Origin of the sequence: Pseudomonas sp. B22129 (assembly GCF_044218875.1) — a bacterium.
Taxonomy (GTDB): domain Bacteria; phylum Pseudomonadota; class Gammaproteobacteria; order Pseudomonadales; family Pseudomonadaceae; genus Aquipseudomonas.
Genome location: NZ_CP162592.1, coordinates 5,865,309 through 5,885,350 on the forward strand (window position 1 = coordinate 5,865,309; position 20,042 = coordinate 5,885,350).

General features: G+C 62.9%; 16 protein-coding genes. 12 read left to right on the forward strand and 4 right to left on the reverse strand.

Features of this window, described 5'->3' with window-relative positions; all coding sequences use genetic code 11:
- The first annotated feature begins 146 nt into the window (after positions 1-146).
- Genes AB4P94_RS26545 through AB4P94_RS26600 form a run of 12 tightly spaced genes read left to right on the forward strand, consistent with a single transcriptional unit; the run spans position 147 to position 15,507 of the window.
- Complete coding sequence (locus tag AB4P94_RS26545) at positions 147-1,586, forward strand: undecaprenyl-phosphate glucose phosphotransferase (RefSeq protein WP_395608247.1); 1,440 nt, start codon at positions 147-149, stop codon at positions 1,584-1,586.
- On the forward strand, positions 1,586-3,046 hold the full coding sequence (locus AB4P94_RS26550) for a mannose-1-phosphate guanylyltransferase/mannose-6-phosphate isomerase (protein ID WP_395608248.1): 1,461 nt from the start codon (positions 1,586-1,588) through the stop codon (positions 3,044-3,046). The genes AB4P94_RS26545 and AB4P94_RS26550 overlap by 1 nt, the downstream gene beginning before the upstream one ends.
- Before the next feature lies 1 nt (position 3,047).
- Positions 3,048-3,959, forward strand: coding sequence for a glycosyltransferase family 2 protein (locus tag AB4P94_RS26555; RefSeq protein WP_395608249.1), 912 nt, complete (start codon positions 3,048-3,050; stop codon positions 3,957-3,959).
- A gap of 29 nt (positions 3,960-3,988) precedes the next feature.
- Positions 3,989-4,765 carry a polysaccharide biosynthesis/export family protein gene (locus AB4P94_RS26560; protein WP_395608250.1) on the forward strand — a complete coding sequence of 259 codons (777 nt, stop codon included), beginning with the start codon at positions 3,989-3,991 and terminating at the stop codon, positions 4,763-4,765.
- A gap of 14 nt (positions 4,766-4,779) precedes the next feature.
- Positions 4,780-6,771, forward strand: a complete 1,992-nt coding sequence (locus AB4P94_RS26565) for a GumC family protein (protein WP_395608251.1) — start codon at positions 4,780-4,782, stop codon at positions 6,769-6,771.
- The gene (locus AB4P94_RS26570; protein WP_395608252.1) at positions 6,771-7,961 is read left to right on the forward strand and encodes a glycosyltransferase; all 1,191 of its coding nucleotides are present in this window, start codon (positions 6,771-6,773) and stop codon (positions 7,959-7,961) included. The genes AB4P94_RS26565 and AB4P94_RS26570 overlap by 1 nt, the downstream gene beginning before the upstream one ends.
- Entirely contained in the window at positions 7,951-9,279 is a 1,329-nt protein-coding gene (locus AB4P94_RS26575; RefSeq protein WP_395608253.1) for a cellulase family glycosylhydrolase, read from the forward strand. Before AB4P94_RS26570 ends, AB4P94_RS26575 begins: the two co-directional genes overlap by 11 nt.
- An 8-nt stretch (positions 9,280-9,287) precedes the next feature.
- Complete coding sequence (locus AB4P94_RS26580) at positions 9,288-10,505, forward strand: glycosyltransferase family 4 protein (protein WP_395608254.1); 1,218 nt, start codon at positions 9,288-9,290, stop codon at positions 10,503-10,505.
- Complete coding sequence (locus tag AB4P94_RS26585) at positions 10,496-11,599, forward strand: glycosyltransferase family 4 protein (RefSeq protein ID WP_395608255.1); 1,104 nt, start codon at positions 10,496-10,498, stop codon at positions 11,597-11,599. Before AB4P94_RS26580 ends, AB4P94_RS26585 begins: the two co-directional genes overlap by 10 nt.
- Positions 11,596-13,029, forward strand: coding sequence for an O-antigen ligase family protein (locus AB4P94_RS26590; RefSeq protein WP_395608256.1), 1,434 nt, complete (start codon positions 11,596-11,598; stop codon positions 13,027-13,029). Before AB4P94_RS26585 ends, AB4P94_RS26590 begins: the two co-directional genes overlap by 4 nt.
- Before the next feature lie 2 nt (positions 13,030-13,031).
- Positions 13,032-14,441: a murein biosynthesis integral membrane protein MurJ gene (gene murJ / locus AB4P94_RS26595; RefSeq protein WP_395608257.1), complete on the forward strand. Its 1,410-nt coding sequence runs from the start codon at positions 13,032-13,034 to the stop codon at positions 14,439-14,441.
- Positions 14,442-14,484: 43 nt separating this feature from the next.
- Positions 14,485-15,507, forward strand: a complete 1,023-nt coding sequence (locus tag AB4P94_RS26600; RefSeq protein WP_395608258.1) for an acyltransferase family protein — start codon at positions 14,485-14,487, stop codon at positions 15,505-15,507.
- 121 nt (positions 15,508-15,628) lie between these two features.
- Here AB4P94_RS26600 and AB4P94_RS26605 read toward each other — a convergent pair whose 3' ends face one another.
- From AB4P94_RS26605 to AB4P94_RS26620, 4 genes are all read right to left on the reverse strand, one after another.
- Positions 15,629-16,213, reverse strand: a complete 585-nt coding sequence (locus tag AB4P94_RS26605) for a DUF4174 domain-containing protein (RefSeq protein ID WP_395608259.1) — start codon at positions 16,211-16,213, stop codon at positions 15,629-15,631.
- A 165-nt stretch (positions 16,214-16,378) separates the two neighbouring features.
- A complete protein-coding gene (locus AB4P94_RS26610; protein WP_395608260.1) occupies positions 16,379-17,011 on the reverse strand; it encodes a glutathione S-transferase N-terminal domain-containing protein in 633 nt (210 codons plus the stop codon).
- 12 nt (positions 17,012-17,023) lie between these two features.
- Positions 17,024-17,602, reverse strand: a complete 579-nt coding sequence (locus tag AB4P94_RS26615) for a GNAT family N-acetyltransferase (RefSeq protein WP_395608261.1) — start codon at positions 17,600-17,602, stop codon at positions 17,024-17,026.
- Between the two features lie 72 nt (positions 17,603-17,674).
- Complete coding sequence (locus AB4P94_RS26620; RefSeq protein WP_395608262.1) at positions 17,675-20,032, reverse strand: DNA polymerase II; 2,358 nt, start codon at positions 20,030-20,032, stop codon at positions 17,675-17,677.
- Between the last annotated feature and the right edge of the window lie 10 nt (positions 20,033-20,042).

Genomic DNA, 20,042 nt, shown 5'->3' on the forward strand with positions numbered 1-20,042 from the left:
TTAAGTCACGACCCCCGCACATTTCCTTCATTTGGACAGTTTCATCTGGAAGAAAAAAGTTGCGTATTACCCAGCGTAGCCAGTGTTCGACATGCTTCGGATTTTGAGTCGAACAAAAAGCCTGGAGTGCAATGAGGGATGTTTTTATGCGAGAGAAGTCGTCAGTCGACAGCCTGTTTCTGACCCGTGCCGGTTTTGTTGAGTTCTTTGTTGTTTTCGTCAAGTTGGTCCATGGCCTGACTGCGATTTTGCCGCCATTGGTTTTGGTGCTTTTCATCGATCCCTTGGCCCCTGAGCTGCGCACCCACTTTCTCGGCCTGCTGCTGTTTTTTGCGATTCTGACCATCATTCTGTTTCATGCCATGGGCATCTACTCTGAAGAACTGTTCAGCAACCGCTTGCGCCTGCGCTCGAAAACCGTGGCCTGGTCCGCCGCCTTCTGCATCCTGCTGTTCATGTACCAGATTCTGCAGTTCTTCCCGCAATTGACCCCCCGCAACCTGGTGATGTGGTACGTCGCCACCCTGGGGTTGCTGTGCGTCGAACGCCTGGTGATGCTGCGCCTTTACCGCAACCTGATGCGCAAGGGCAAATACCTGCAACGCACGGTGATCCTGGGCTTCACCGACACCGCCGTGCACGTCGCCGACCACCTGCAACGCAATGGCGATATCCGCTCCGGCCTGATCGGTTTTATCGACGACCGCACCGAGCGCATCCCCAAGGAATTGAGCAACCTGCCCCTGCTGGGCAACACCCGTGACCTGGAAAAACTGATCCGCGCCGAGCAGGTCAACCAGGTGATGATCTGCCTGCCCTGGGCTGCCGAGCAGCGCATTCATGGGCTGGTCAACCGCCTGCGGCAGATGTCGGTGAACGTGATGCTGGTGCCCGACATGGCCGCCCTGCGCTACGGCCACAGCAAGATTACCGATGTGGGCGGCATCCTGATGTTCAACACCTCGCAGTTGCCATTGCGCGGCTGGTCGCCGGTGATCAAGCGCTTTGAGGATTTGCTGCTCGCAAGCTTCGCCCTCGTGGCGCTGTCACCGGTGATGCTGGCGACGGCGATTGCGATCAAGCTCGACTCCAAGGGCCCGGTGCTGTTTCGCCAGAACCGCTATGGCTACAACGATAACGAGATTCGCGTGTTCAAGTTCCGCTCGATGTTCACCGAACAGAGCGACTTTACCGCCGAACAGCAAACCACCCGCAAAGACCCGCGCATCACCCGTGTGGGCCGCATCATCCGCAAAACCAGCATCGACGAGTTGCCGCAGCTGTTCAACGTGCTGCTGGGCAACATGTCCATGGTCGGCCCGCGCCCCCACGCCACGGCCACCAAAGCGGCGGGTATTCCGTTTGAAGTGGCGGTGAGCGAGTACAGCTCGCGGCACCGGGTCAAGCCAGGCATCACCGGCTGGGCGCAAATCAATGGTTACCGGGGCGAAACCGACACCCTGTTCAAGATCCAGAAACGTGTCGAGTACGACCTGGAGTACATCTCCAAATGGTCGGTGTGGTTTGACTTGTACATCGTCTTCATGACGGTCCCGGCCGTCCTTTCCACCAAGGAAGTCTATTGATGAATACCCTCAACGGATTAATTCCCTGCATCATTTCCGGTGGTTCGGGCACACGGCTGTGGCCAGTGTCCCGCCAGAACATGCCCAAACCCTTCATGCGCATGCGTGACGGCCAGAGCCTGCTGCAGAAAACTTTCCAGCGCGCCGCCAAATTACCGGGCGTGGAAAGCGTGCTCACGGTGACCAACCGCGACCTGCTGTTTCGCACCCTTGACGACTACCGTGGCGTCAACAAGGCCCACCTGCCCCTGGACCTGTTGCTCGAACCCTTCGGCCGCAACACGGCGGCGGCCATCGCCGTGGCGGCGTTGCACGTGCAGGAGCATTTCGGCGACGCCGCCCAGTTACTGGTGATGCCGGCCGACCATTTGATTCTCAATGAAGTGGCGTTCGCCCAAGCCGTCAATGAAGCCCGTGACCTCGCCGAAGCGGGTTACCTGGTGACCTTCGGCATCCAGCCCGATCACCCGGAAACCGGCTTCGGCTACATCGAAAAAGGCGAAGCGCTGGGCACCGGCAACCGGGTCAAACGCTTTGTCGAGAAGCCCGACCTGGCCACCGCCCAGGCCTACCTCGATGGCGGCAAACACCTGTGGAACGCCGGCATGTTCTGCTTCAAGGCCAGCACCCTGATCGAAGAACTCGCCACCCACGCGCCCGACGTGCTGACCGCCGCCACAGCTGCGCTGGAACACAGCCAGAGCCTGCAAAACAAAACTTCGCGCCAGCGTGAACTGGACGCGGAGGCCTTCGGCAGCGCGCCAGATATCTCCATCGATGTGGCATTGATGGAAAAATCCAAACAAGTCGCCGTAGTGCCCTGCGACATCGGCTGGAGCGACATCGGTTCCTGGGAAGCCCTGCGCCAGCTCACCCCGAGCGATGCCCATGGCAACCAAGTGAACGGCGAAGCGATCTTGCATGACGTGCACAACTGCTACATCGACTCGCCCAAACGCGTGCTCGGCGCCGTCGGCGTGCGCGACCTGATCATCGTCGACACCCCCGACGCACTGCTCATCGCCGACGCTCATCGCAGCCAGGATGTGCGCTACATCGTTGCCGAACTCAAGCGCCAGAATCACCCGGCCTTCAGCCTGCACCGCACCGTCACGCGGCCGTGGGGCACCTACACGGTGCTGGAGGAAAGCAGCCGGTTCAAGATCAAGCGCATCGTGGTCAAGCCGCAAGCGTCGTTGTCGCTGCAGATGCATCACCACCGCAGCGAGCACTGGGTGGTGGTCAGCGGTGCCGCGCAAATCACCAATGGCGATCGCGAATTCCTGATCAACGCCAACGAGTCCACCTATATTCCCGCCGGGCACAAACACCGCCTGACCAACCCCGGCATCATCGACCTGGTCATGATCGAGGTGCAGAGCGGCGAGTACCTGGGTGAAGACGACATCGTACGCTTTGACGACATCTACGGGCGTGCGCCTGCCGAAGTGAAGAAATGACATGCGCACTTCGTTGATCATCCCGACCCGCAACGCGTCCAGCCACCTGGCACGGCTGCTGCCTGCGCTGAAGATGCAGACGTTGCAACCGGACGAGATGCTGGTGGTCGACAGCGCCTCCAGCGATGACACCGTGGCGCGCTTTCGCGAGTTCGGCGCCCGGGTCGAGGTGATCGATGCACAGGACTTCAACCACGGCGGCACGCGGCGCTGGGCCAGCGAGCAGGTGAGCGGCGACGCCCTGATCGTGATGACCCAGGACGCGATCCCGGCAGGTCCCGAAACCTTCGCCAACCTGCTCGCCGAGTTGCAGCAAGACCCGCTCAACGGCGTCGCCTATGGCCGCCAACTGCCGCACCCCGGCGCCGGAGTGCTGGGCGCGCAGTCGCGGCACTTCAATTACCCGGACCAGAGCCGCAGCAAACGCCTGGCCGATGCGCCGGCGTTGGGGATCAAGACCTGCTTCAGCTCCGACTCGTTTTCCGTGTACCGACGCAGTGCCTTGCAGGCCGTGGGTGGCTTTCCCGCCGACGTGATCGGCAGCGAAGACGCCTACGTGGCCGCACGCATGCTGCTTGCGGGCTACACCGTACGCTACGCCGCCTCGGCGCGGGTGTACCACTCCCACGATTACCGACTCATGGATGAGTTCCACCGCTACTTCGACATTGGCGTGTTCTACGGTCGCGAGCCGTGGATTCGCCAAGCCTTTGGCGATGCCGGCGGTGAAGGTAAACGCTATGTACTGGCTGAGCTCGCGGCATTGCGCGCAGCCGGTGCATTGCACCGCGTACCCGAAGTCCTGGTGCGCAGCGCGTTCAAGTTGCTCGGCTACCGCCTGGGCCATCTGGAACGCCGCCTCCCCGTCGCCCTCAAGCGGCGCATCAGCATGTTCCCCGGTTATTGGAGGTGAGCATCATGACCTACAGGAAGTCCCCCCTGATGAAACGAACCTTGCTCGTTGTGGCCATGCTGGCCCTGGCCGCCTGCAATACCCCCGCCCGCATCGTCCGTCCGGACAGCCAGTCTGTCGAGGATGGCAAGCGCGCCCTCGAACAGTTGGCGCAATTGCCGCAGGCCGTGGAACGCATTCGCGTCGGCGACCAGCTGCGCATCGTACGCGACGCAGGGGAGATGCCGACGCTGTCGGCGTTCAACGTCAGCACCATCTACGAGCTGACGCTGTACACGGTGCAAACCGACGGCAAGATCAACTATCCGTTTCTGGGGCCGATCCAGGTCGCCGGTCGCCAGCCTTCGGAGCTGGCCACCGAGCTGAGCAACAAGCTCGCACCGGTCTACCGCGAGCCGCGCGTGACGGTGAACATCAACCAGGCACCGGGCAACTCGGTGATCGTCGGCGGCGCGGTGAACAACCCGACGGCGGTGCAGATCGGCACGGCCAACACCCTGGAACAAGCGATTGTCGGCGCCGGCGGGGTCAACCCTTCGGGTGATGCCAGCATGGTTGCGCTGCTGCGTGAAGACACCCAAGGCGTGTATCGCGCTTACTTCCTGGACTTCAGCCAATACCTCAAACCCGGCCCCAACGGGCGCAAATCGGTGCGCCTGCAGCGCGGAGACGTGGTGTTCGTACCCAAGTCCAACGTCGGCGAGCGCATCCAGGGGGTGGATACCTACTTGAACCAATTGATCCCGTTCACCAAATCCATTGGGGTTGGCTACAACTACACCAAAACCAGCGGCGGCAATAACTAAAGGAGCGACATCCCATGATCGAGATCCGTTCTTTTCGTGATCTTCTGCGCCTGTTCTTCATCTTCCGGCACGAGTTCAAGCTGGCGGCCATCGCGGCGCTGGTGATCATCCTGCTGGGGGCCTTCTTGCTGCCGGCCAAGTACGAATCCACCGCGCGCCTGCTGGTCAAACCGGGGCGTGATTCGACGCTGCCCATCGAAATCAGCAACCGCCAGGCGCTGGTCATGCCCAGTACCCAGCGCGACCCGATTGTCGACGAGGAGCGCCTGCTGACCGGTCGCCCCATCGTGCGCACGGTGGCTGAGCATTACCTGGAAGCCATCGAAAACGCGCCGCCACCCGAAGGCTTCTGGAAACGTACCAAGTACTACATCAAGGCCGGCGTCGGCGGGGTTTTCGACGGCATCCGCGTGGTGCTGGAAACCGTCGGCATCGTCGAAAAAACCACGCCGGTGGAACGCCTGGCGGCAAGCCTTGAGAAGAACTTCGAGGTCAGCCACGCCGTGGGCTCCACGGTGATGGACATCAGCTTCAAGTGGGGCGATCCGGAAATTGCCCAGTCCGTGGTCAAGGATTGGATCGAAACCTACATTACCGATCGCACCCAGGCCCTGGGTCGCAAGAGCCTGTATGCGTTCTATGAGGGCCAGGTGAACACCAGCGCCAACGAAATCAAGAGCTACAAGGAACAGATCCTCACGCACTTGAACGAGATCGGCGCGGCGAGCATTACCGATCGCCTGGAAGACTTGTCCGAGCGCATCAACGTGCTGCGCGGCGAGACCTTCAATACCACCCGCCTGATCGCTTCTTCCGACAGCGCCATCGAGAGCACCCGTACGCAGCTCAAGACCCAGCCCAAGGAAGTGACGACCGTTCGCCAGATCGCCTTGAACCCGCAGCAGCAGGACTTGCGTCGCCTGCTCAACCAGAAGCTGCTGGAAAAGGCCGATATGATGCGCACCTACACCGACAACGCGCCGCCGGTCAAAGCGCTGGACGCCTCGATCCGCGCAATGGAGGCGCAGGTCGCCAGCGAAAGCAACACCGTGCAAAGCTCGGAAAACCGCGCGCCAAACACCCTGGAGATCCACTTGCAGCGGGTGTTGCTGGATGAGTCGAGCAACAACCTGGCCCTGCGTACCCAACTGGTTCAGCAACAGAAACAGCTGGCCAACCTGGAAGCGCAGCGCAAGCAGGCGCTGGAGATCGAGCCGGAACTGGCCCGCCTTTCCCGCGAGCTGAGCGCCACCGAGCGCAACTACGCGCTGTACGTGGACAACCTGGAAAAATCACGCATCGACCGCGAGCTGGACAACAGCCAGATCAGCAACATCGCCGTGATCGAAGAAGCCACCCTGAACCCGGGCCGCATCTTCCCCAAAACCCTGTTGATGCTGGTGCTGGCGGTGCCGTTTGCCATCGTCGTCGGCTTGCTGGTGATCTACCTGTGCTACCTGCTCGACCAGCGCATTCACGATGGCGGCCTGGTGGAACGCAAGTTCGGCCTGCCGCTGTGGACTACGTTGCCGGAGCTGGACACCACCACCGCGCAAAGCACCAACGCGTTCAATGCGAGCATCTACCGGCTATACAGCTTGCTGCAGCCGGACCGCATCGCCGAGCAAGGCCTGACCCTCGGGCTGACCTCGGCGCGCCACGGCGAAGGGGTGACCTTTGTGGTGGAACAACTGCGCCAGTTGCTGCAAGAGAACGGCATCAACGTGCGCGTCGGTGGCCTCGCCAGCGCAGAGCCTGGCGAAGTGGTCCTGCTGGACGCTTCGGCATTGCTGGACAACCGTGATGCGTTCATCACCCTGCGCCGTGCCGACCTGATTGCGCTGGTGGTGGAAGCGCAGCACAGCACGGTGCCGGTGGTGGAACATGCGCTGTCGATCCTCAACACCGCGTTTGGCAAAGTGGACGGCATCATCATCAACCGGCGCAAATTCGAAGTGCCGGCCAAGGTGCTCCAAACCATCGCCAAGTACCGGGGGGCGTTCTGATGCGCATCGCCCTGCTCGCGCCTTTGCCGCCGGAGAAAAACGGGATCGCCGACTACGCGAACCATTTCAAGGCGGCTCTGGAGCAAGTGGGCGTGACGGTGGCGACACCGTTGAGCGGCGTGGACGGCAACCGCGTGGCGATCAAACACGCCATCAGCCGCTTCGACTGGCAGAGCGTGGACCTGGTCCACGCCGAGCTGGGCGGCGGGCGGTTGGGGGAGTTCCTGGCGTTGCGCGAGCTGCGCAAGGCGTATCCCAGCCTGCCGTTGACCGCCACCGTGCATGACCCGGAGCGCATCGTGTGGCGGCGCGAACAACTGCCGTTTCCGTTGAACCTGCTGGAGCGCTTGCCGAGCCCGCTGCCCCAGGCGGCGGTGGTGCTGGCCGACCCACTGACCCTGCGCGAAGAGCGCCAGGTCGCCACAGGCCTGACGCGCTTGATCACCCTCACCCGCCTCGGCGCTGACTGCCTGACGCAGCGCATGCACCTGCCGGCGGGCAAAGTGGCGGTGATCAACCACGCCAACCTGGCCATTGCGCCAGCCCCGTTGCCGCCGCTGGACACCCTGCACCTGCTGTATTTCGGCTTTATCTACCGTGGCAAAGGCATTGAAGACCTGTTGCAGGCCCTGGCCGCCGTCTTCAAGCAAGCCCCTGAATTGCGTGACCGTGTGCGCCTGACCCTGGCCGGTGGCACTGCCGCCGAAATGGCGTTTGGCGCAGGCGGCAATTACCTGGAACACCTCAACCGCCAGATCGCCGACCTCGGCCTGGAAGGCGTCATCGACTGGCGGCTGAACCTGCCGGCGGGCGAGATTGCGCAGACGATCCAGGCGCACCATGTGATGGTGTTGCCCTATCGCGAATCAAAAAAGCTCGGCCTGCTGGGGCGCCAGCGCGGCACCAGTGGCGCGCTGTCCTGGGCCGCCGCGTGTGGGCGCGGGGCGATTACGTCGAACGCCCGGGCTTTTGCCGAAGAGGTCGCCAGCGGTAACGGGGCGATCTACCCGGAAGGCGATGTGCAAGCATTGAGCGAACAACTGCTGCGCCTGGCACGCACGCCGTTGCTGGCGCGGGACTGGGCCGAGCGCGCCGGGGAAATTGGCCGTGAACGCCTGTGGCCGCTGACCGCGCAGAAGTTCAAGCAGCTCTTTGAGCAGGCGATTGCGGGAGCTTCTTATGGCGCGTAAACGTACCTATTTCGCCACCCTCGCGGTGGTCGCCGCGCTGGGCCTGACCGCCTTTATGTGGGGCCGCCAAGCCGATGCCGAAAACCACGTGCTCAAGGGCAACAAGGTGGTGGTGTGGAAGGATTTTCTGGGGGTGAACGCGCAGTTTTTGTGGTTCAGCCCCACGCTGTATCAACAGCAGATCGACAAACTCAAAGCGTTGGGCCTGGAGTGGGTGCGCCTGGATTTGCACTGGGACCAACTGGAGCCGGTGCAGGGCCAATACCAGATCGCGACCCTGGATCAGTTGGTCGGCAACCTGCAAACCAACCAGCTCAAATCCGTGTTCTACCTGGTGGGTTCGGCGCCCTTCGCCACCACTGCACCGGCGGGCGCGCCCTATCAGGACCAGTACCCGCCGCAAGACCCGAACCTGTTCGCCAACCGCATGGCGTTGCTGGCCCAGCGTTATCCCAGCGTGGACGCCTGGCAGGTGTGGAACGAGCCCAACCTGCTCGGCTTCTGGCGCCCGGTGGCCGACCCAGCCGGCTACGCGACCCTGTTGACCGCCACCGCCAATGCCCTGCGCGCGGTGAACCCGAGCAAGCCGGTGGTCGCGGCGGGCATGGCGTTTTTCAGTGAAATGCCCAACGGCCAAACCATGTTCGATGCGCTGGGGGCCCTCGGCGTGGCCAGCCTGAACACCACGATTTCCTATCACCCCTACACCCAGTTGCCCGAAGGCAACGACCCGGCCAACCTCGACTTTATCGCCAAGACCACCGCGCTCAACCAGGCACTGCGCGGCGGCGGTGTGCAAACCCTGTGGAGCACCGAGTGGGGCTGGTCAACCTACACCGGGCCCAAAGACGCCCAGGACATCATCACCCAGCAAGGCCAGGCTGATTACATCGTGCGCCGCGTCGCGCTGATGAGTGCGATGGATTACGACAAGATTTTCCTGTTCACCTTGAGCGACCTCGACCAGCGCGCCAGCGTGCGTGACCAGTCCTATGGCTTGCTCGATATCGACGCCAACCCCAAGCCGTCCTACACCGCGCTGAAGAACTTCCTCGACACCACCGGGCCACAGCTCACACCGGGCGACCCGCCGACGGCCGACCAACTGCCCGACGGCCTGTTCAGCATCGGCTGGACCCGCGCCGACGGCCACAAGCTGTGGTTCTTCTGGTCGGCGCAAGGCGGTAATGCGCATTTGCCGAATCTGAGCAGCGCCACCCTGTACGACCCGTTGCGCGGCACGCAAACCCCGGTGAGCGGCACCAACGGTTTGACCGTACCGGTCAAGTCGAACCTGCAAATTCTGCTATGGGATTAGAGCCCGCCATGCGCATTTTATGGATCCTGCCCTACTCACCCTGGCCCGCCACCAGCGGCGGCAAGACGCGCCAGTTCCATTTGCTGCGCAGCCTGGCCGCGCGCGGGCACCGGATCACCTTGCTGCTGCATGACAAACACCCGGTGTCACTGACCGACCGCCAGGTGCTGGAAAGCTTCGTCGAACAATTGATCATCCTGCCGCGCCGCCCGTTGCGCAGCCTGAAAACCCTGGTAGCCGGGTTGTTTGCGCCCTACCCGCTGCTGGCCAGCGTGAATGGCCTGTCGGGCGGGTTGCAGGACACCTTCAACCAATTGCTCAACGAGCATTGGGACGTGGTGCAGATCGAACACACCTACACCTTCCAGCCGTATGAAGATGCCCTCGCGCGCAAATCCCAGCCGTTTGTGCTGACCGAACACAATGTTGAGTCGGCCCTAGGCGCGGCCACTTACGACCGCCTGCCACGCTGGGCATTGCCGTTCATTCGCTACGATCAATGGCGCTACAGCCGCTGGGAACACCGCGTGATGCGCCAGGCCACCCAAGTGGTGGCGGTCACCGACAGCGACGCCCAAGTGCTGGAAAAAATTGCCGGCAAACCGGTGCCGGTGGTGGTCAATGGCGTGGACTGCGATCACTTCGCCGGCGCCCACCCTGACCCTTCGACCCGCCGCATTCTGTTTCTGGGCAACTACGAATACGCCCCCAACGTGGACGCTATCGAATGGGCGCTGGATGAAATCCTGCCCAAGGTCTGGGAACGCTGCCCGGATGCGCGCATGAGTGTGTGCGGGTTCGGCATGCCCGGCAGTTGGCGCGAGCGCTGGAAAGACCCACGCATCGAATGGCAAGGCTTTGTGCCGAACCTGTTGAACCTGCAATCGAGCTGTTCGGTGTTCCTGGCACCACTGCGCCATGGCGGCGGCTCCAAGCTCAAAGTGCTGGAGGCCCTGGCCGCCGGGCTGCCGTTGGCCAGCACCGAGCAAGGCGTGTCGGGCCTGGACCTGATCGAAGGCCTGGACTACCTCGGCGGCCAAACCGCCACCGGGCTGGCCGACGCCGTCGTGCGCCTGCTGCAGTTTCCCGAGGCTGCCGCGCCCATGGGCGAAGCCGGCCGCGCCTATGTACGCCGCGCCCATGACTGGAGCGTGGCCGCCAGCCAGCTGGAGCAGGTGTACGCGACGCTGGCGCCGCTCAATCAAAAGGAGCCCGCATGCGTATAGGCCTGGATTACCGCACCGTCGGCACCTCGCCGCAATCTGGGATCAGCCGCCAGGTCTACGCACTGGAAGATGCCCTGCGCAGCCTGCCGGGCATCGAGCTTGAGCGCTTTACCGTCGCACCGCTGGGCGATGAAACCCGGCTGCAGGCCCACTGCCCGGCCTGGGGCTGCGCGAAAACCGCCATGCACCAGCCGCACAACCGTTTGCGCTTCGAGGCCGGCTTTCTGCCGCGTGCATTGCGCGAGCAGCACATTGATGTGTACATCAGCACCTTCAATATGGGCCTGCCGCTGCCGCCCAAACCCAAGGGGTTGCGCACCGTGGTGCTGCTGCATGACCTGTTTCAGATCACCTTGAACAACTACCACGCCAACCGCCTCAAAGCGCTGATCTACAAGACCAGCGATCGCCTGTCGATTGCTTACGCGGTGCACAGCGCCGACCGCGTGTGGACGCCCTCGCAGTACAGCGCCGATGAGACTGGGCGGCTGTTCCCCAAAGCGGCGGGCAAGGTGCGCGTGCTGCCCAATCAGGTCGAAGGTTTTGTCGGGCTGGCGGCAGACCTCTCGGCGCGCCAATTGCCGGAGCGTTACTGGCTGCTGGTGGGCACCCGCGAACTGCGCAAGAACGTGCCGTTTCTGGTGGATGCCTGGCAGCAGGCGCGGCGGCTATCACCCAAGGTCCCGGAGTTGGTGCTGGTCGGCAGCCTTGAGCACTTGCCCGAAGCCCAGCGCAGCCTGCCGGGAATTCGCGCGTTGAGCGGTGTGTCGGACGCTGAATTGCAGGCGCTGTACCGCCAGGCTTTGCGCTTGTGGCAACCGTCGTACGCTGAAGGCTTTGGCTTGCCGGTGATCGAAGCCCTCAGCGTCGGCACGCCGGTCGCGGTCGCCAGCGGCACCTCGCTGGATGAAATCACCCCGCCGTCGGCACCGCGTTTTTCGCCCACCGATGGCCCGGCGCTGGTGCAGTTGATGACGCGCCTGGCCGAGCGCTCCGTAGAAGAATCCGCCGAGCACTGCCGGCAATGGGCGGAACGTTTCAATCAACACGCCTATCGCCAGCGCCTGGCTGAACTGATCGAGGAATTGCAATGAGAGTTTCCCTGGCCAGCCTGGTTGCCGTCCTCTTCGGCCTGTTGTTCGGTGCCCTGGCCTTGCTGCTGTCACCGGCCAAGGCCTTTCTGGCCGTGATCGGCCTTGCGGCGGCGGTGACCATCCTGCGCTTTCCACTGTGGGGTTTGCTGCTGTTCGCGCTGGTTGCGACCTTCATGCCCTACTCGACCGTCAACCTGGGCATCCGCAGTACCGTGAGCGAAGCCATACTGGCGCTGACCTGGGGCGCGGTGCTGTGGCACAACTTCCTCGCACGCCTGCCGGATACGCCACGCCTGGCGCGCCGCCCCACCGACCAGATGCTGCTGTGGCTGATGCTGTTCAGCGTGTTCCCGTTTATCGTCGGCCAGGTGACTATCCACGCCGACACCAGTGGCGTGGCCAACTGGCTACGCTGGTTGCTGAGCCTGTCGGCGGTGTTCCTCAGCGCCAAGTTGCTGGCTGATTACAAGCACCGTGAATCCCTGGTGATCGCCCTGTTGCTGGGCACCCTGGCGATGCTGCTGCTGTCGATCGCCGTGTTTATCCGCACACGCTCGGGCGCGGGCATTGCACCGATTCTGGCGGTGTTCAACTACGGCAACTTCGACATGCTCAAGTTCGGTCTTGAAGCCATGGCTTCACGCATGGGCTCGCCGTGGATGCACCCGAATGCCATCGGCGGGATCATGGCGTTGCTGCTGCCCTTGGCGTTCTGCTTCGGCGTGACCGAACAGGGTTGGAAGCGCGCGCTGGGTCTGGGCGTGGCGTGCCTTGGCGCAGCCGCATTACTGCTGGCCAGTAGCCGTGGCGCGATGGTCAGCCTGGCGTTGGTGCTGATGTGGATGGCCACGCGGCGCGTGCCGTACACCGGGCGCTTGTTGATGATCGGCGCGGCACTGACCGTGGCGCTGGTGATGGCTTACCCGCCGCTGCAGGACCGGCTGGCGACGATTTTCTCCTCGGACAACGCCAGTACCGAAGTGCGTTTTGACGAATACCGCATGTTCCCGCAGGCGGTGGCGGCCTACCCGTTCGGCATTGGTTTCAAGGTCGATCCGCCGGTGCCCGGCACGCATTTGCTGGGCATTTCCAACCTGTGGCTGAACTTCATCTACAAGACCGGCATCGTCGGCATGCTCTTGTTTGTGGCCGTGACGGTGCGTTGGTGGCGCGAAGCCCGCCCGGAAAAAGGCCCGATCCGCCTGACCAAGGACAACGCCCTGTGGCTGGGCAGCACCGCCGGGATTCTCGCGGCGCTGGTGAGCGGTTTGTTTGACCACTATTTCAGTTTTGCGGTGGTGATGGTTGCGCTGTTCTGGCTGATGGTGGGCCTCAATGTGCTGGAGGCGCGGCGCCTGTTTCCGGCACGCCTGCCGCAGGTCAGGGCGGTGGTGTTTCGCAAGCCCCTCCTTGACGGCGCGCGGCCTTAGCCATGCTGGGTTCCGCCGTCTGGCTGACCCTGGCGACCCTGCTCGGCCTGTGCCTGGGGTTCGCCCGCGAGTGGTTGCTGGTGGCGGCGTGGGGCGCGGGAGAGCGCAGTGACGCCTTCCTGATCGCGTTGTTTTTGCCCGAGGCGTTGCGCATGTCATTGGCCGGCGGCGTGCTGAGCGCTGCCGCACTGCCGCTGTACCTGCAACGCAAGGAGGGCGAGCGGCTGGACTGGCTGGCGGTGCTGTTCCCGGCCTTGATGCTGATCGCCCTGGCCACCAGCCTGTTGTTGACGTTGCTGGCGCCGTGGCTGGTGCAACTGCTCGGCCCGGGCTTGGCCGCCAGCGCCACAACGTTGGCGGCGAGCAATTTGCAGATCGTGGCGTGGTGCGTGCCGGGCTTGATGCTGCATGCGCTGTTCAGTATTCCGCTGCAGGCCAGCGAACGGTTTGTGCTGGCGGGCTTGGGCTCGCTGTTGTTCAACCTGCCGCCGGTGACTTACCTCGCACTCGCTGGCACTGCCACTCAACCGCACTCCCTGGCGTTGGCGTGCCTGGCCGGCAGCCTGTTGATGCCGTTGGCGCTGCTGCCGTCGATCTGGCGTCAAGGCTGGCGGCCATGGCGCTGGCAGTTGAGCGTTGCGCCGTTGCGCGAGCTGGGCCAACGCATCGGCCCGCTGTTGCTGAGCAATGGCGCCAGCCAAGGGTTGGCCTTGATCGAACGGCTGGTGGCATCGCTGCTGGGTGAAGGCGCGGTGACTTGGGTCAACCTTGCCCGCAAGCTGATGAACCTGCCACTGATTGCACTGATGAGCCTCAACCAGGTGCTGCTGGGCATGATGAGCCGCCGCCAGGGCGATGAGCGCCTGGCCCTGCTCAAGCGTGGCCTGGAAACGGCCAGCGTGCTGACGTTGCCGGCCGGTGTCGGCCTGGTGGCGGCTGCACCGAGCCTGGTGGCGTTGTTGCTGCCCAAGCAGTCGGCCGATTCGCCATTGCCGCTGCTGTTGGCGTGGTTCGCCGTGCCCTTGGTATTCGGCGCGTGGAACGCCTTGCTCGCGCGTTACGCCTACGCCGCCGGCGATACGCGCCAGCCGATGCGCTGCGAGCTGTTGGGCAGTCTGGTCAACGTGTTGTTGCTGGGCGCCCTGCCCTTCGTGTTCGGCCTGGCGGGCATCCCGCTGGCGGCCTTGGCAGGTGTGATCTGCACCGCGCTGTTGCTGATGCAGCGTCAATCGCTGCTGGGCGCTCTGCCTTGGGCACAGCATTGGGCGCTCAGCGCACTGGTGATGGGGCTGGCGGCGTTGGGGCTGTTCCGGATCGAAGGTGTGTGGCTGCAATTGGGGCTGAGTACCCTGGCAGGCGCTGTGGTGTTGCTGGGCATGGGGCTGTGGCTGAAGCCGTGGCGCAAGGCATGAATGGGCAAGCGAGGGTGATCAGGTGAAACATCGTTGGATTCAAATGGACATCGCCAGGGGCATCGGCATCCTGGTGATCGTGTATGCCCACAGCTGGTTCGTCGCCACGTCCCCGGACTTGATGTACCCGATTCTGGCGTCGTTCATCTTGCCGCTGTTCTTCTTTCTGTCCGGGGTGCTGTTCAAGCCCGAGCAGCCGTTTGTGGAGATGGCGATACGCAAGGCGGATGGCCTGCTCAAACCGTTTTTCTTCACCATGCTGCTCTACGTGATCGTGCGCGCCCTGCTGCGCGGGCAACCGTTGTTGCCGGATATCGGCGGCGTGCTGTATGCCTCGGTGGACACTATTCCCTGGCAGGCCATGTGGTTCTTGCCGCACTTCTGGGTGGCGATTCTGTTCAGTTGGATAATGCTGCGCTTGATCCAGCGCCTGAAGCTGGCGCTGTGGGCGAGCGGGCTTCTGATGGTCGTGCAGTTGCTGATCGGCATCTGGATACTGCCGCTGTTCTGGCAACTGCCGGTGACCATTGCCGGACAAAACCGGGTGTTGCCGGGGTTGCCGTTCAGCCTGGATATCACGTTGATCAGCAGCATGTATTTCATTGTCGGCTACCTGCTGCGCGACTGGCTGCGCACTCACGCGGGTTCGTGGCTGACGTTGCTGATCTCGGTGCTGTTATTTGCCGCTGTATTCATACCGACCTGGGCCACCATGGACCTGGCGCAACGGCGCTACGATCATTGGTTGTGGACCAGCCTGTTGGCGGTGATTGGCGTGTACGCCTGCTGGGCGCTGGCGAAGGTGCTGATGGTCTCGGCCCTTGTGACGCGGGCGATGACCTACATTGGCCAGTCCACGCTGATCCTGTTGATCTTCCATGGGGAGATTCAGCACAAGACCTTCGACCTGATGGAGCGTCTGGGCCTGCCCCCGTTCCTGGCGGCCTGTGTGGGCCTGGTGGTGGCGGTGGTGGTGCCGTTGTTGATCGGGGAAGTGATCAAGCGGGTGGCGTTTTTGCGGTTTTTCTACTTTCCGTTTCCGGTGCGTAAAGCGCCTAAAACTTGAACACACTGCGGCCCCTCTGTGGGAGCCGGGCTTGCCCGCGATGGCGGCGTATCAGCGACAGAATATTTGGCTGATACACCGTCATCGCGGGCAAGCCCGCTCCCACAGGGGTTATGTATTTTTAATCATCGAGTTGCGCAGGCGCTGGTTTGCTGCCGGGTTTGGCTGGCTTTGCAACTTTTGCGCCCTTGGCTGGCGCCGCCGCAGCGGGCTCTGGCTCGGCCGGGGCCGCGAGGTCTTTCTCAGCCTGCGGCATCTGGTCGATGGCGCTGAAAAAGTCTTTCAGGTCGAGGCTATCCGGTGGCACGGTCTTCTCGAGTTTCTTCTCGCCATCCTTGCCCACCAGGATCACTTTGGTGCCGCTACCGGCGCCGAGTTTCAGGGCGCGAATCAGCGCATTGGTTTCAGGTGGCGTGAGCTTCTTGTTGTCCTTCGCCTCTTTGGCGAACTTCTCCCCTTCCGCGCCGATACTGCCGAATTTCACGGTGTAGAACACCATGCTGCGTTCTTCAAAGGCCTGCTTGTTGGCAGGCTCGTCCAATTGCTTCTTGAGGGTCGCCAAGGCTTCGTTGCCGGAATCGAGTTCCACCACCACCAACGGGCGGGCCTTGCCCAAATCTTGCTTGAGCGGGTTGATATCATCAGCGGCCAACAGCGGCCCCGTAAAAGCCATCAAGGTAGCCAGGGTCAGCGACCGGATGAGCATGCGCACCTCCTTTGAATTCCATGCAGGGTTCTTGAGTTTCATGTGTGCGACAGTCAAATTCAAGGATGATTCCTACACGACTTTAAGAAAGCGTAGGTCAGGACGCCCGCTACGCAAGGGTTTGGTCAGGTTCAATCGTGATTGTTTCCGCTGATTGCGGAAACATCATGAGACGTTCCAATCCGGCCAATGCCGTGCAAACACGGGGGCCACCACAGGGTCCGCGTCCACCTGCGCCAGTGTCTGGGCAAAGCTCGGCGCCAGCGCGCTTAACACCTCGCGCGCCTCATCCCAACGCGACACGGCCGCCGCCATGATACCCAGCGCATTCGGCACAGCGTCGGGCGCGAACAACTGGTCAGCAAATTGATCGGCAAACACCACCCAGGCCTGATGCAGATACCGGCGCGTACCGGTGGTCAATTGCGCCTGCACCGTTTGGTCAGCCTCGCCCAGCCAGCGTTGCGGGTAGTCGATGATGCCGATGGCCGAGTAGCAATTGGCGGCGATGTACACCAGGCCTCTGATGATCTGCCCACGGTTGCCGGCCAATAACGCGGACGCGGGAAACGCCAGGCCAAGGTGGATCAGGATCGCCGCGCTTTCGGTCAGCACCTGGCCGTCGGGGGTCACCAGCGTGGGAATCTGTTTGAGCGGGTTGATCTGCGCCAGGGCTTCACTGCCCGCAGTGTCTTCCCAGGAACTGGCGTCGATTCGCTGCCACTGCACGCCACAACGCTGCAGGGCGATTTCGATCATGCAGGAGCCGGACTCGTCGGTGCCATAAAGCGTGTACATGGGGCGTTCCTCCTAGCGCTGCAGTTTGGCCTGCAAGCTGGCCTTCACCTGCGGCCATTCCGAATCGATGATGCTGAAGCGCACCGAGTTGCGCTTGCGCCCGTCGGGCATGATGCGCTCGTGGCGCACGATGCCTTCCTGCACGGCGCCAAGGCGCAGGATCGCCGCGCGGGATTTTTCGTTGAGTTCGTCAGTGGTGAATTGCACGCGCACGCAGCCGAGCACTTCGAAGGCGTACGTCAGCAACAACAACTTGGCCTCGGTGTTGATCCCGCTTTTCTGGGTGGATTGCGCCAGCCAGGTGTGGCCGATTTCCAGCTTGCGGTTGACCCGGTCGACTTTCCAGAAACGCGTGCTGCCCACCACCTGGCCGGTATCCCGGCGCACGAGGGTGAACGGGATGACAGTACCGGCCTCGCGCCCTGCCAAGGCAGTGTCGATGTATTGATCAACGGTGGCCGGGCCGGGCACGTTGGTGACTTTCAGGTTCCACAGCTCGCCGTCGGCGGCAGCTTCGAGCAAGGCGGCCGCGTGTTCGCGTTGCAGGGGAAGGAGTTCGACTTGAGTGCCGGTCAGGGTGATCTGGGTCATGGAGCGCTGCGCCGTCTGGGGTGGTCGTCAGTGGCCTAGAGTGCAGGCTCCCACCGTGCCTGGGCAAGCGTTTTAGAACAGACCCATTTGCCCGCCGACCAGGGTGGAGAAATCATCATTCACAAACGGCAGAATCGCGTCGGCCACCGGCTGCAATTGCTTGGTCACGTAGTGGTCGTAGTCGATCGGTGCCTGACGCACTTCCAGCGGCTCGGGGCCGTTGACGCTGATCACGTAGCTGATCCAGCCGCCACGCTGGTACTGGCGCGGGCGCCCCAGACGGTCGTTGTAGTCGTCGGCCAGGCGCGCGGCGCGCACGTGGGGCGGGACATTGCGTTCGTAGTCGTCGAGCCGGCGGCGCAGGCGCTTGCGGTAGATCAGCAGGTCGTCGAGCTCGCCGCTCAGGGTGCGGCGCACGTAGTCGCGGATGTAATCCTGATGGGGCTGGCGGTGGAAGATGCGCCGGTAAAGCTCCTGCTGGAATTGCCGGGCCAGGGGCGACCAGTCGCTGCGCACGGTTTCCAGGCCCTTGTAGACCATTTCCTCGCTGCCATCGCCGCGCACCACCAGGCCTGCATAGCGTTTCTTGCTGCCCTCCTCCGCGCCGCGAATGGTCGGCATCAGGAAGCGGCTGAAGTGGGTTTCGTATTGCAATTCAAGGGCGCTTTGCAGGCCAAACGCGTCCTGCAAATGCGTGCGCCACCAATCGTTGACATGCTGCACCAGTGCGCGGCCGATACGGCTGGCGTCTTCCCCGGAATGGGCGCTGCCGAGCCAGACGAAGGTGGAGTCGGTGTCGCCGTAAATCACCTCATAACCCTGGGCTTCAACCAGCTCGCGGGTCTGGCGCATGATCTGATGGCCGCGCATCGTGATCGAGGACGCCAGGCGTGTATCGAAGAACCGGCAACCGCTGGAGCCGAGCACGCCGTAGAAGGCGTTCATGATGATTTTCAGGGCTTGGGACAGCGGCGCATTGTGCTCGCGCTTGGCGGCTTCGCGGCCTTCGGACACGCGGGTGACGATGGACGGCAGGCAGTGGCGGGTGCGCGAGAAACGTGCGCCGCGAAAGCCTTCCACGGACGCGCTGTCGTCGGGATGTTTGAGGCCTTCGATCAGGCCCACCGGGTCGATCAGGAAGCTGCGGATGATCGACGGATAAAGGCTTTTGTAGTCCAGCACCAGCACCGATTCATAGAGGCCGGGGCGCGAGTCCATCACGAACCCTCCGGGGCTGGCCTGGGGCGGTTTGTCGCCCAGGTTCGGCGCGACGAAACCCTGGCGGTGCATCAACGGCATGTACAAATGGGTGAACGCTGCGACAGAACCCCCGCTGCGGTCAGCCGGCAGCCCGGTGACGCTGGCGCGTTCCAGCAAGAACTTGAGCAGTTCGGTCTTCTCGAAAATCCGCGTGACCAGCTCGCAGTCCTTGAGGTTGTAGCGTGCCAGGGCGGGTTTGTCCTCGGCGAACATGCGGTTGATTTCGTCCATGCGCTGATACGGCGTGGAAATGTCCTTGCCTTCGCCGAGCAAGGTTTGCGCGACGTTTTCCAGGCTGAAGGATTCGAAACTCCAGGTGGCCGAACGCAGGGCTTCGATGCCGTCGATGATCAACCGCCCCGCCGCTGCCGCGAAATAGTGATTGCGACTGCCGTGTTCGCGCCAGGCCATGGGTTCGTCACCACGCCCGAGCATCAGCGGCACGTTGAGGCGCTGGGCGTGTTCGTGGAGCACACGCAGGTCGAACTGCACCACATTCCAGCCGATGATCGCGTCAGGGTCGTGGGTGGCGAGCCATTCATTCAGGCGTTCGAGCAATTGCGCGCGGGTGTCGCAGTAGTCGAGTTTGAAGTCCACCGCGTCGGTTTTGTTCGGCGGGCCGAGCATGTACACCTGGCGTTCGCCGCAGCCTTCGAGGGCGATGGAGTAGAGATCGCCCTGGGCGGTGGTCTCGATATCCAGCGACACCAGTTTCAGCGGCGGGCGGTAGTCGGGGTCGGGTTTCATCTGCGCGTCGCACAGCACACCGCTGGCGTCCGGCGTGCCGCCGAACCACACCGGCGCGGTGATGAAACGCTCCATCATGTAGCGCTCGGGCGGGCGTACATCGCCTTCGTAGACGTCCACCCCGGCCGCGCGCAGGCGTTTTTCCACGTCCATCGCCTGGCGATGCTGGCGGGTGTACAGGCCCAGGACGGGCCGGTGATGGAAGTCGCACAGCTGCAACGGGCGCAGTTCGACATCACGCTCGCCCTTGAGCAGCCAGTCGAGCGGCTTGCGATGGGCCTCGGGAATGAACATCACCGAGGTCTGCACAGGTAGGCGAATAAACCTCGGGCCCTTGTCGGTGGCCAGCCAGAAACTGACCTCCGTGCCCGCTGGCGTGTCACGCCAATGCCGGGTCAGGACAAAACCCTGCTGTAAATCCACCGTACCGCAC